The sequence below is a fragment of the Nocardioides dilutus genome (genome assembly GCF_054779555.1).
In genome coordinates, this window is sequence record NZ_BAAGYA010000003.1 from 489,283 (window position 1) to 501,372 (window position 12,090).

Consider the following 12,090-nt stretch of genomic DNA (forward strand, 5'->3'; position numbering starts at 1 on the left):
ATGAGCAGGAAGACCGTCGCGATCGCCGGAGCCAGCGGGTACGCCGGTGGTGAGCTGCTGCGTCTCCTGCTGGGTCACCCCCAGGTCGAGATCGGCGCCCTGACCGGAGCCAGCAACGCCGGGGAGCTCCTTGGCACGCTCCAGCCACACCTGGTGCCACTGGCGGAGCGGGTCCTCGAGCCCACCGAGCTCGAGATCCTCGCCGGCCACGACGTGGTGTTCCTGGCGCTCCCGCACGGCCAGTCCGGCGAGCTCGCCGCGGCGCTCGCGGAGGTCTCCGCGGGGACCGTCGTCATCGACTGCGGCGCCGACTTCCGGCTCGCCGACGCGGGGGAGTGGGAGCGGTTCTACGGGGGCACCCACGCCGGCACCTGGCCCTACGGCCTCCCCGAGCTCCCCGGCCAGCGCGACGTCCTGCGTGCCGCCACCCGGATCGCCGTCCCCGGCTGCTACCCGACCGTCTCGACGCTGACCCTGGCGCCCGCGGTGGCCGCCGGGCTGGTCGAGCCCGACGTCGTGGTGGTGGCCGCGTCGGGCACCAGCGGTGCCGGGAAGGCCGCGAAGACCAACCTCCTCGGCAGCGAGGTGATGGGCAACGTCACGGCGTACGCCGTCGGCGGGACGCACCGGCACACGCCCGAGATCACCCAGAACCTCTCCGCGCTCCTGCCCGGCCCGTCGGCCACCGTCCGGGTGAGCTTCACCCCGCTCCTGGTGCCGATGCCCCGCGGCATTCTCGCCACCTGCTCCGCGCCGCTCACGGACGGGGTGACGGAGGCGGACCTGCGCGCGACCTACGTCAAGGCCTATGCCGACGAGCCGTTCGTGCACCTGCTGCCCGAGGGGCAGTGGCCGCAGACCAAGTCGGTCACCGGCTCCAACGCCGTGCACGTCCAGGTGACCGCCGACGCCGCGGCGAACCGGATGGTCGCGGTCGGTGCCGTGGACAACCTCGCCAAGGGGACCGCCGGTGCTGCCGTGCAGTGCATGAACCTCGCGCTGGGCCTGGACGAGGCGCTCGGCCTCTCCACCGTGGGGCTGGCGCCGTGAAAGCCGTGTCATGAAGCTGTCCCGCTACCCGGAGACCCTGGCCGTGGTGAAGCTCGGTCCCGGGACCGACCTGCCCGCCTGGGCGGAGTCGTCCTCGATCCTCTCGGTCACCGCGACCGCCACCGAGACGTCGGTCGTCTGCGCCGCGCGGAGCGTGCCGAAGAAGTCGGTCCACCAACGGCCGTTCACCGCCTTCGAGGTCGAGGGGCCCCTCGACTTCGCGCTGACGGGTGTCCTCGCCGGCCTGCTCACGCCGCTGGCCGCCGCCGAGATCAGCGTCTTCACGCTGTCGACGTTCGACACCGACTGGATCCTCGTTCCCGCCGGCGACGCCGACCGGGCCGAGGAGGAGTGGCGACGATCGGGGCACGAGGTCAGCCCCGCCGTCCCCGCCACTCCGTCCAGGAAGAAGAAGCACCCATGACAGTCACCACCCCCGCAGGTTTCCGGGCCCACGGCGTCACCGCCGGGCTCAAGACCTCCGGCGGCAAGGACGTCGCGCTGGTCGTCAACGACGGCCCGCGGTTCGACTCCGCGAGCGTCTTCACCGCCAATCGCTGCCAGGCCAACCCCGTGCTGTGGAGCAAGGAGGTCGTCAAGGACGGTGTCGTCCGGGCGGTCGTCCTCAACTCCGGCGGCGCCAACTGCTACACCGGCCCCCAGGGCTTCCAGACCACGCATGCGGTGGCCGAGCGGGTGGCCGAGAGGCTCGGCATCGGCGCCATCGACGTGGTCGTCTGCTCGACCGGCCTGATCGGCCTGGCCAACGACCGTGACGCGCTGCTGGCCGGCGTCGACGCGGCGTACGACGGCCTGTCGGCCGAGGGCGGCCAGGCCGCCGCCGAGGCGATCATGACCACGGACTCGGTGAGCAAGCAGGCCGTCGTCCAGGGCGCCGGCTGGAGCCTGGGCGGGATGGCCAAGGGCGCCGGGATGCTCGCGCCCCAGCTCGCCACGATGCTCGTGGTGCTCACCACGGACGCCGTGGTCGACGCCGCGGACCTCGATACCGCGCTGCGGGCCGCGACCCGGGTCAGCTTCGACCGGCTCGACTCCGACGGCTGCATGTCGACCAACGACACGGTGACCCTGATGGCGAGCGGCGCGAGCGGCATCACCCCGTCGCTGCCGGACTTCACCGAGGCACTCACCCAGCTCTGCACCGACCTGGCCATGCAGCTGCTCCGCGACGCCGAGGGCGCCGACCACGACATCGCCATCACGACCCTCAACGCGGTCAGCGAGGACGACGCCGTCGAGGTCTCGCGCAGCGTGGCGCGCAGCAACCTGTTCAAGGCCGCGGTGTTCGGCAAGGACCCCAACTGGGGGCGGGTGCTGGCCAGCATCGGCACCACCCATGCGACGTTCGACCCTGCCGACCTCGACGTCGCCATGAACGGCGTCTGGGTCTGCAAGGGCTCCGAGCCGCACGCCGACCCGGCCGATGTCGACCTGTCGGGGCGCGAGGTCACGGTGACCATCGACCTCAAGTCCGGCACCGAGCGAGCGACGGTGTGGACCAACGACCTGACCCACGCCTACGTCCACGAGAACAGCGCGTACTCCTCATGACCGACAAGACGATCAAGGCCGACGTCCTGGCCGCTGCCCTGCCCTGGCTGAAGACCTACCACGGCAAGATCGTCGTGGTGAAGTACGGCGGCAACGCCATGACCGACGACGTGCTCAAGCGCGCGTTCGCCGAGGACATCGCGTTCCTGCGGTTCGCCGGCTTCAAGCCGGTCGTGGTGCACGGTGGCGGGCCGCAGATCTCGCGGATGCTCGACCGGCTCGGCATCGAGTCGGAGTTCCGGGGCGGACTGCGGGTCACCACCCCCGAGGCCATGGACGTCGTCCGGATGGTGCTGGTCGGCCAGGTGCAGCGCGAGCTCGTGGGCCTCATCAACGAGCACGGCCCGCTCGCGGTCGGGCTGTCCGGCGAGGATGCCGGATTGTTCACCGCCACGCAGACCAACACCGTGGTGGACGGCGAGGAGGTCGACCTCGGCCTGGTCGGCGAGGTCGCGCACGTGCGCCCGGAGTCGGTGCTCGACCTGATCGAGGCCGGCCGGATCCCGGTCGTCTCCAGCGTCGCGCCGGACGTCAGCGGCATCGTGCACAACGTCAACGCCGACTCGGCGGCGGCCGCCCTCGCGGTCGCGCTCGGGGCCGAGAAGCTGCTGGTCCTCACCGACGTCGAGGGGCTCTTCCTCGAGTGGCCGGACGTCCAGGACGTCGTGGGCGAGATCAGCCCGGAGGCGCTGGCCGAGGTGCTCCCCACGCTCGACGCCGGGATGATCCCCAAGATGTCCGCCTGCCTCGACGCGGTGCGCGGCGGCGTACCCCGGGCCACCGTCGTCGACGGCCGCGAGCCGCACGCCGTCCTCGTCGAGCTGTTCACCAAGGAGGGCGTCGGCACGCAGGTCCTGCCCGGCGTCGAGACCAAGACCCGGAAGGCACGGGACTTCGGAGAGGCACGGTCATGACCAGCTTCAAGGAGCGCTACGCCGCCAGCCTGATGAACACCTTCGGCCCGCCCAAGCTGACGCTGGTGCGGGGCGAGGGCGCCCACGTGTGGGACGACCAGGGCAACGAGTACGTCGACCTCCTCGGCGGCATCGCGGTCAACGCTCTCGGTCACGGCCACCCCGCACTCGTCGACGCTGTGACGACCCAGCTGCAGACGCTGGGGCACATCTCCAACTTCTTCACCAGCCCGGCCCAGGTCGAGCTCGCCGAGAAGCTCGTCGCACTCCTGGATGCCGGCCCGGCGAAGGTGTTCCTCACCAACTCCGGCACCGAGGCCAACGAGGCGGCGTTCAAGCTCACCCGGCGCACCGGCCGGACGCACGTCGTCGCAGCCGAGGGCGGCTTCCACGGCCGCACCATGGGTTCGCTCGCGCTGACGTCCAAGGAGGCCTACCGGACGCCGTTCGCTCCGCTCCCCGGCGAGGTCACGTTCGTGCCCTACGGCGACGCGGAGGCGCTGGCGGCCGCGGTGACCGACGAGACCGCGGCCATCCTTCTGGAACCCATCCAGGGCGAGGCCGGTGTCGTGGTGCCACCCGAGGGCTACCTCACGGCGGCGCGCGCGGCCGCGGACGCGCACGGCGCGCTCCTGTGGCTCGACGAGGTGCAGTCCGGCATGGGCCGCACCGGTCGGTGGTTCGCGCACCAGGCCGACCACATCGGGGGCGGCGTGAAGCCGGACGTGGTCACCTTGGCGAAGGGGCTCGGCGGCGGCTTTCCGATCGGTGCCTGCATCGGCGTCGGCGCGGCCGGCGACCTGCTCGAGCCCGGCAACCACGGCACGACCTTCGGCGGCAACCCGGTCGCCTGCGCCGCGGCCCTCGCCGTCCTGGCCACCATCGAGGGGGAGGGGCTGCTCGACCACGTGACGGTGCTCGGCCACAAGCTCCGCGACGGCCTGGCCGCCGACCCGCGGGTCACCGAGGTCCGCGGCGAGGGACTGCTGATCGGGCTCGACCTGACCGAGGACCGGTCGGCCGAGGTGGCCGCCGCCGCGCTGGCCGCCGGGTTCATCGTCAACAACCCCACGCCCGGCCGGATCCGGCTGGCGCCCCCGCTGGTCCTGGGGGACGACGACGCCGCGGCGTTCCTGGCGGCGTGGCCGGGCATCCTGGACGAGGCGGGGCTGTCATGACGGTGCGGCACTTCCTGGCCGACGACGACCTCACTGCCGAGGAGCAGGCGCAGGTGCTCGACCTGGCGGCGCGGCTGAAGGCGGCGCCCTACGACGCCCGTCCCTACGAGGGGCCACAGTCGGTCGCCCTGGTCTTCGACAAGCCGACGCTGCGCACCCAGGTGTCCTTCGCGGCCGGGATCGCCGAGCTGGGGGGCTACCCGATGCTCGTCGAGGGCAGGCTCGCCGGCATCGGCGTCCGTGAGTCCGTGGAGGACGTGGCCCGGGTCCTGGGCCGGCAGGTCGCGACCGTCGTGTGGCGGACCTTCGAGCAGGCCAGTCTCGAGCTGATGGCCCAGCACGCGGGCGTGCCCGTGGTCAACGCCCTCACCGACGAGTTCCACCCGTGCCAGCTCATCGCCGACCTACTGACGGTGCGCGAGCACAAGAGCACCCTGGCCGGGCTGACCGTGGCGTTCGTCGGCGACGCGGCCAACAACATGGGCAACTCCTGGCTGCTCGCCGGAGCCACCGCCGGCATGCACCTTCGTCTCGCCGGGCCGAGCGGCTACCTCCCGACCGACGAGATGTTCGCGCGCGCCGCCGGGATCGCCGCTACGACCGGCGGCTCGGTGACTGGTCTCCCGGACCCGGTCGCCGCCGTGCAGGGCGCCGACGTGGTCGTCACCGACACCTGGGTTTCGATGGGCAAGGAGGACGAGGAGGCGGCCCGCGCGGCCGTGTTCGCGCCGTACTCCCTGACCGAGGAGCTCCTGTCCCACGCCGAGCCCGACGCGATCGTGCTCCACTGCCTGCCGGCCTACCGCGGCAAGGAGATCTCGGCGGCGGTGATCGACGGCCCGCAGAGCGTCGTGTGGGACGAGGCGGAGAACCGCAGGCACGCGCAGAAGGCGATCCTGACGTTCTTGATGCAGGCCTCGGCGCCGGCGTCAGGAGGGCAGTCATGACCGAGTCGGCGCTCCGGCCCGCCACCAAGAACGCCCGGCACCAGCAGATCGTCGAGCTGGTCACCCATCACGAGGTGCACTCGCAGGGCGAGCTCGCCGCGCTGCTCGCCGACCAGGGGGTGCACGTCACCCAGGCGACCCTCTCGCGTGACCTCGACGAGCTCGACGCGGTCAAGGTGCGCTCCGTCTCCGGTGCGCTCGTCTATGCCGTGCCCGGCGAAGGTGGCGACCGGCGCCCCACCGTCCCCGGAGAGACCGCGGCCGGCACCACGCGGCTCGCGCGCCTGTGCTCCGAGCTGCTCGTCAGCGCCGAGGCGAGCGCCAACCTGGTCGTCCTGCGCACCCCGCCGGGGGCCGCGCAGTTCCTGGCCTCGGCGTTCGACAAGGCCGAGCTGCCTGACATCCTCGGCACGATCGCCGGCGACGACACCGTCCTGGTGATCGGCCGGGACCCGCAGGGTGGCGATGAGCTGGTGCGACGATTCCTCGCACTGGCCGACCACCCCCACCCAGACCCGAAGGAAGACTGATGAGCAAGGTCCTGACCACCCTCCCGAAGGGGGAGCGGGTCGGTATCGCGTTCTCCGGCGGCCTCGACACCTCGGTCGCCGTCGCGTGGATGCGCGACAAGGGCGCCATTCCGTGCACATACACCGCGGACATCGGGCAGTACGACGAGCCCGACATCTCCGGCGTGCCGGCGCGTGCGAAGGAGTACGGCGCCGAGATCGCCCGTGCCATCGACTGCCGGCGTCCCCTGGTCGAGGAGGGTCTGGCCGCGCTCGCCTGTGGGGCGTTCCACGTCCGCTCCGGTGGCCGCGCCTACTTCAACACCACCCCGCTCGGCCGGGCCGTCACCGGGACGATGCTGGTGCGGGCCATGCACGACGACGGCGTCGACATCTGGGGCGACGGGTCGACGTTCAAGGGCAACGACATCGAGCGGTTCTACCGCTACGGACTGCTGGCCAACCCGGACCTGCGTATCTACAAGCCGTGGCTCGACGCCGACTTCGTGCACGAGCTGGGCGGGCGGGCCGAGATGAGCGCCTGGCTGACCGAGCACGACCTGCCCTACCGGGACAGCGCGGAGAAGGCCTACTCCACCGACGCCAACATCTGGGGCGCCACCCACGAGGCCAAGACCCTGGAGCATCTCGACGTCTCGCTGGAGTCGGTGCAGCCCATCATGGGGGTGCGGTTCTGGGACCCGGCCGTCGAGATCGCGCCCGAGGACGTCACGGTCGGCTTCGTCCAGGGCCGCCCCGTGACCATCAACGGCGTCCGCTTCGACGACCCGGTCGCCCTGGTCCAGGAGGCCAACGCGGTCGGTGGCCGGCACGGGCTCGGGATGTCGGACCAGATCGAGAACCGGATCATCGAGGCCAAGTCCCGCGGCATCTACGAGGCGCCCGGGATGGCCCTGCTGTGGATCGCCTACGAGCGACTACTCAACGCGACCCACAACGAGGACACCGTCGCCAACTACCACGCCGAGGGCCGCCGGCTCGGCCGGCTCCTCTACGAGGGCCGCTGGCTGGACCCCCAGGCGCTGATGATGCGGGAGTCGCTCCAGCGTTGGGTCGCGTCGGTGGTCACCGGTGAGGTGACCCTGCGGCTGCGGCGCGGTGAGGACTACTCGATCCTGCGCACGGACGGCCCGAACTTCTCCTACCACCCCGACAAGCTGTCGATGGAGCGCACCGAGAACGCCGTCTTCGGACCCACCGACCGCATCGGCCAGCTCACCATGCGCAACCTCGACATCGCCGACTCGCGCGCGATGCTCGAGCTCTACGCCACGCAGCCGCTCGACCAGGGGCAGGTGCTCGTGGAGCACGGGACACTGTTCGGCGCGCTGCCCGCCGGCGGTGCCGACCGGATCACCGCCAACCCCGAGCTCGAAGGCAGCACCGAGGACGACGCCGTGGACAAGGCGCTCGACGCCGCGGCCATGGAGGCCGGCACCGACTGATGAGCAGCGAACCGACGGGACCGCAGGGGACCAACACCGGCATGCTCTGGGGCGCTCGCTTCGCCGGCGGCCCCTCCCTGGAGCTCGAGGCGCTGTCCCGGTCCACCCACTTCGACTGGCGACTGACGCTCTACGACATCGCCGGCTCGCACGCCCACGCCAAGGCACTCGCGGCGGCCGGCCTGCTCACCCCGGACGACGAGGTGGCGCTCCACGCAGGGCTGGACGCGCTGGCCCGGCGCTTCGAGGCGGGGCAGCTGCACCCTGACCCCTCCGACGAGGACGTGCACGGCGCGCTGGAGCGGCTGCTGCTCGAGGAGGTCGGCGCCGACCTCGGCGGACGGCTGCGAGCCGGCCGCTCCCGCAACGACCAGATCGCCACGCTGCTGCGCTGCTACCTCCTCGACCACTCACTCACGATCGCCGCCGTCGTGCTCGACCTCGTGGACGCCCTGGCCGCCCAGGCGAAGGCGCACCTCGGCGCGGTCATGCCCGGCCGAACTCACCTGCAGCACGCCCAACCGGTCCTGCTGAGCCACCACCTGCTCGCGCACGCCTGGCCGCTGCTGCGCGACGTCGACCGGCTGGCGGACTGGCGCCGCCGTACCTCCGCCGAGTCGCCGTACGGCGGGGGAGCCCTGGCCGGCTCGAGCCTCGGTCTCGATCCCGCCCTGGTCGCCGCGGAGCTCGGGTTCGCCGGTCCGTCAGCCAACTCGATCGACGGCACGTCGGCCCGAGACTTCGCCGCTGAGTTCGCCTTCGTGTGTGCGCAGATCGGTGTCGACGTGAGCAGGCTGGCGGAGGAGGTGATCCTCTGGTCGACCAGGGAGTTCGGCTTCGTGACGCTCCACGACTCCTGGTCGACGGGGTCGAGCATCATGCCGCAGAAGAAGAACCCCGACATCGCTGAGCTCGCGCGCGGCAAGGCCGGCCGGGTGATCGGCAACCTCACCGGTCTGATGGCGACGCTCAAGGCTCTGCCTCTCGCCTACAACCGAGACCTGCAGGAGGACAAGGAGCCGGTCTTCGACTCCGTCGACACCCTGGAGGTCCTCCTGCCCGCGGTGACGGGCCTGGTGGCGACCCTCGACTTCGACACCGCACGGATGGCCGAGCTCGCCCCGCAGGGCTTCTCGCTCGCCACGGACGTCGCGGAGTGGTTGGTGCGCCAGGACGTGCCGTTCCGGGTCGCCCACGAGGTGGCCGGCGCATGTGTGCGCCGTTGTGAGGAGCTCGGGGTCGAGCTCGAGGGGCTCACCGACGAAACGCTCGCGGAGATCCATCCCGCCCTGACCCCCGCCGTGCGCGAGGTGCTCACGGTCGAGGGCTCGGTCGCGTCGCGGGACGGGCGGGGCGGCACCGCACCGGTGCGGGTCGCCGACCAGCTGGCCGAGCTGACCGCGGCGGTCGCTGCGGCGCGGGGGCCGCTTGCCTGAGCTCGCCGCACTGCTGGACGGCACCTCGGTGGAGGTGGCGCCCCGTCTGCTCGGTGCCGTCCTGCGGCACGGTGACGTGGCGGTCCGGCTCACCGAGGTCGAGGCCTACGCCGGTCCGGACGACCCGGGGTCTCACGCCTTCCGAGGCCAGACCCGGCGCAACGCGGTGATGTTCGGTCCGCGCGGCCACCTCTACTGCTACTTCACCTACGGGATGCACGTCTGCGCCAACGTCGTGGTCGGGGAGACGGGCGACCCGGGAGCGGTCCTGGTGCGAGCCGGCGAGGTGGTGTCCGGAGTCGAGCTCGCCCGCTCGCGGAGACCGGCCGCCTCCGATCGCGACCTGGCCCGGGGCCCCGCCCGGCTGTGCCGAGCGCTCGGCATCGGTCTGGAGCACGACGGTGTCGACCTGGGCACCGGTGCGGTTCGCCTGGAGGCGGGGGAGCCCGTCACGACCGTGTCGACTGGCCCCAGGGTTGGCCTCCGCGGCGCCCCGGACCGGGCCTGGAGATTCTGGGTGACGGGGGACCCGACGGTGTCCGTCTACCGCCCGGCGGCGCCCCTGCGCAGGCGTGGATCGGGCCCGGCGACGGCCTAGGACCCCCGATTTGGCATGGGGCGGATGGGGTTGCTAAGTTTCTCCACGTCGCACAGCGCGGCTCCCCCAATCTGGGGCCTTCGGCCCGAACAAGTGGGAGCAGCCCGAGCGGCAGCCAGGACCAGCCCGACACGCTCCACTCGTCGAGTTGACCGAGTCAGGCGGTTCCGGTAAGTTTTTGCAGGTTGCCCCGAGGCCGATCCCGAGAGGGACGGAGGCGGTGCGCGTCTGATGTTTGAGAACTCAACAGTGTGTCATAGTCGACGAATTAGTTTGTTATGCCCCGTCCTCTGTGTCGAAGCTCTTCGGAGCAGAGATCAGAGACGGTTCTTTTGGTGAGACAATGATTCTGACAATAGTCAGTCTCGTTCTCTTGTCAGGCATCTCTTCTTGTCGGCACCACCTTGGTGGAGTCGGCTGCAAAATTTCAATGGAGAGTTTGATCCTGGCTCAGGACGAACGCTGGCGGCGTGCTTAACACATGCAAGTCGAGCGGTAAGGCTCCTTCGGGAGTACACGAGCGGCGAACGGGTGAGTAACACGTGAGTAATCTGCCCTTCACTTCGGGATAACCACCGGAAACGGTGGCTAATACCGAATACGACCAGTCCTCGCATGAGGTGCTGGTGGAAAGTCTTTTCGGTGAAGGATGTGCTCGCGGCCTATCAGCTTGTTGGTGGGGTAATGGCCTACCAAGGCTTCGACGGGTAGCCGGCCTGAGAGGGTGACCGGCCACACTGGGACTGAGACACGGCCCAGACTCCTACGGGAGGCAGCAGTGGGGAATATTGGACAATGGGCGAAAGCCTGATCCAGCAACGCCGCGTGAGGGATGACGGCCTTCGGGTTGTAAACCTCTTTCAGTATCGACGAAGCGCCCTGTCGGGTGGTGACGGTAGATACAGAAGAAGGACCGGCCAACTACGTGCCAGCAGCCGCGGTAATACGTAGGGTCCGAGCGTTGTCCGGAATTATTGGGCGTAAAGGGCTCGTAGGCGGTTTGTCACGTCGGGAGTGAAATCTTACAGCTTAACTGTGAACTTGCTTTCGATACGGGCAGACTTGAGGCATTCAGGGGAGAACGGAATTCCTGGTGTAGCGGTGAAATGCGCAGATATCAGGAGGAACACCGGTGGCGAAGGCGGTTCTCTGGGAATGTTCTGACGCTGAGGAGCGAAAGTGTGGGGAGCGAACAGGATTAGATACCCTGGTAGTCCACACCGTAAACGTTGGGCGCTAGGTGTGGGGCCTATTCCATGGGTTCCGTGCCGCAGCTAACGCATTAAGCGCCCCGCCTGGGGAGTACGGCCGCAAGGCTAAAACTCAAAGGAATTGACGGGGGCCCGCACAAGCGGCGGAGCATGCGGATTAATTCGATGCAACGCGAAGAACCTTACCTGGGTTTGACATATGCCGGAAAGCTCTAGAGATAGAGCCCCTTTTGTCGGTATACAGGTGGTGCATGGCTGTCGTCAGCTCGTGTCGTGAGATGTTGGGTTAAGTCCCGCAACGAGCGCAACCCTCGTCCTATGTTGCCAGCACGTAATGGTGGGGACTCATAGGAGACTGCCGGGGTCAACTCGGAGGAAGGTGGGGATGACGTCAAGTCATCATGCCCCTTATGTCCAGGGCTTCACGCATGCTACAATGGCCGGTACAAAGGGCTGCGATACCGCAAGGTGGAGCGAATCCCAAAAAGCCGGTCTCAGTTCGGATTGGGGTCTGCAACTCGACCCCATGAAGTCGGAGTCGCTAGTAATCGCAGATCAGCAACGCTGCGGTGAATACGTTCCCGGGCCTTGTACACACCGCCCGTCACGTCACGAAAGTCGGCAACACCCGAAGCCGGTGGCCCAACCCTTGTGGAGGGAGCCGTCGAAGGTGGGGCTGGCGATTGGGACGAAGTCGTAACAAGGTAGCCGTACCGGAAGGTGCGGCTGGATCACCTCCTTTCTAAGGAGTCAGTGGCCATGAATGGTTCAGCCATAAGGGCTGGCCTGATGGTGCTACTCACTAGTGGAATCGTCGATGAATGACACCGTTCGACCGAACGGTCGCTCAGTACTGCCCCCTCTGCTTCTTGCAGGGGACCAGGCGTGGAAAGTGCGCACCGCAAGGAAGAGCGGAGTCCTGACACACTGTTGGGTCCTGAGACATCAGGCCCCTGCGTCTAGCAGAGCCTCGAGCTCTCCGTCCCACGGGACCGTTCACCTACCGGTGGCCGGCCCGCGCGGACCCGCACATTGATCTCTTAATAGTGGACGCGAGCATCTTCGCGGCATTCCTACCCTTGCGGGTGAGGGTGTCGCGATTTTCAGTCTCTCTTGCATGTTTTGATGTGTGAGAGACGACTGGTCTTTTGTAGCTGAGTAAGAGTTCAGCTCGTCGAAGTGAAGCACGACGCCCTCAGAAGCGGCGTG

10 protein-coding genes and 1 rRNA gene are annotated in these 12,090 nt (G+C 69.2%); all 11 read left to right on the forward strand.

Annotation, left to right across the window (positions count from 1 at the left end):
- The 11 genes from argC to ACYVC6_RS18100 all read left to right on the forward strand — a co-directional run bounded on the left by argC (window position 1) and on the right by ACYVC6_RS18100 (window position 11,623).
- On the forward strand, window positions 1-1,050 hold the full coding sequence (gene argC, locus ACYVC6_RS18050; RefSeq protein WP_460715838.1) for an N-acetyl-gamma-glutamyl-phosphate reductase: 1,050 nt from the start codon (window positions 1-3) through the stop codon (window positions 1,048-1,050).
- Window positions 1,051-1,060: 10 nt separating this feature from the next.
- Window positions 1,061-1,474 (forward strand): ACT domain-containing protein, encoded by a 414-nt coding sequence (locus ACYVC6_RS18055; RefSeq protein ID WP_460715839.1) that lies wholly within the window; start codon window positions 1,061-1,063, stop codon window positions 1,472-1,474.
- The gene (gene argJ / locus ACYVC6_RS18060; RefSeq protein ID WP_460715840.1) at window positions 1,471-2,622 is read left to right on the forward strand and encodes a bifunctional glutamate N-acetyltransferase/amino-acid acetyltransferase ArgJ; all 1,152 of its coding nucleotides are present in this window, start codon (window positions 1,471-1,473) and stop codon (window positions 2,620-2,622) included. The genes ACYVC6_RS18055 and argJ overlap by 4 nt, the downstream gene beginning before the upstream one ends.
- Window positions 2,619-3,536 carry an acetylglutamate kinase gene (gene argB / locus ACYVC6_RS18065; RefSeq protein ID WP_460715841.1) on the forward strand — a complete coding sequence of 306 codons (918 nt, stop codon included), beginning with the start codon at window positions 2,619-2,621 and terminating at the stop codon, window positions 3,534-3,536. Before argJ ends, argB begins: the two co-directional genes overlap by 4 nt.
- Window positions 3,533-4,714, forward strand: coding sequence for an acetylornithine transaminase (locus ACYVC6_RS18070; protein WP_460715843.1), 1,182 nt, complete (start codon window positions 3,533-3,535; stop codon window positions 4,712-4,714). Before argB ends, ACYVC6_RS18070 begins: the two co-directional genes overlap by 4 nt.
- A complete protein-coding gene (gene argF / locus ACYVC6_RS18075; RefSeq protein ID WP_460715844.1) occupies window positions 4,711-5,661 on the forward strand; it encodes an ornithine carbamoyltransferase in 951 nt (316 codons plus the stop codon). The genes ACYVC6_RS18070 and argF overlap by 4 nt, the downstream gene beginning before the upstream one ends.
- A complete protein-coding gene (locus ACYVC6_RS18080; protein ID WP_460715845.1) occupies window positions 5,658-6,191 on the forward strand; it encodes an arginine repressor in 534 nt (177 codons plus the stop codon). The genes argF and ACYVC6_RS18080 overlap by 4 nt, the downstream gene beginning before the upstream one ends.
- Window positions 6,191-7,636: an argininosuccinate synthase gene (gene argG, locus ACYVC6_RS18085; protein WP_460715847.1), complete on the forward strand. Its 1,446-nt coding sequence runs from the start codon at window positions 6,191-6,193 to the stop codon at window positions 7,634-7,636. Before ACYVC6_RS18080 ends, argG begins: the two co-directional genes overlap by 1 nt.
- The gene (gene argH / locus ACYVC6_RS18090; RefSeq protein ID WP_460715848.1) at window positions 7,636-9,072 is read left to right on the forward strand and encodes an argininosuccinate lyase; all 1,437 of its coding nucleotides are present in this window, start codon (window positions 7,636-7,638) and stop codon (window positions 9,070-9,072) included. Before argG ends, argH begins: the two co-directional genes overlap by 1 nt.
- Window positions 9,065-9,670: a DNA-3-methyladenine glycosylase gene (locus ACYVC6_RS18095; protein ID WP_460715849.1), complete on the forward strand. Its 606-nt coding sequence runs from the start codon at window positions 9,065-9,067 to the stop codon at window positions 9,668-9,670. Before argH ends, ACYVC6_RS18095 begins: the two co-directional genes overlap by 8 nt.
- A gap of 427 nt (window positions 9,671-10,097) precedes the next feature.
- A 16S ribosomal RNA gene (locus ACYVC6_RS18100) occupies window positions 10,098-11,623 on the forward strand.
- The last annotated feature ends 467 nt before the right edge of the window (window positions 11,624-12,090 follow it).

Coding starts and splice junctions, on each gene's coding strand:
- argC (WP_460715838.1), top strand. CDS start 1: ATGAGCAGGAAGACCGTCGCGATCGCCGGAGCCAGCGGGTACGCCGGT.
- ACYVC6_RS18055 (WP_460715839.1), top strand. CDS start 1,061: ATGAAGCTGTCCCGCTACCCGGAGACCCTGGCCGTGGTGAAGCTCGGT.
- argJ (WP_460715840.1), top strand. CDS start 1,471: ATGACAGTCACCACCCCCGCAGGTTTCCGGGCCCACGGCGTCACCGCC.
- argB (WP_460715841.1), top strand. CDS start 2,619: ATGACCGACAAGACGATCAAGGCCGACGTCCTGGCCGCTGCCCTGCCC.
- ACYVC6_RS18070 (WP_460715843.1), top strand. CDS start 3,533: ATGACCAGCTTCAAGGAGCGCTACGCCGCCAGCCTGATGAACACCTTC.
- argF (WP_460715844.1), top strand. CDS start 4,711: ATGACGGTGCGGCACTTCCTGGCCGACGACGACCTCACTGCCGAGGAG.
- ACYVC6_RS18080 (WP_460715845.1), top strand. CDS start 5,658: ATGACCGAGTCGGCGCTCCGGCCCGCCACCAAGAACGCCCGGCACCAG.
- argG (WP_460715847.1), top strand. CDS start 6,191: ATGAGCAAGGTCCTGACCACCCTCCCGAAGGGGGAGCGGGTCGGTATC.
- argH (WP_460715848.1), top strand. CDS start 7,636: ATGAGCAGCGAACCGACGGGACCGCAGGGGACCAACACCGGCATGCTC.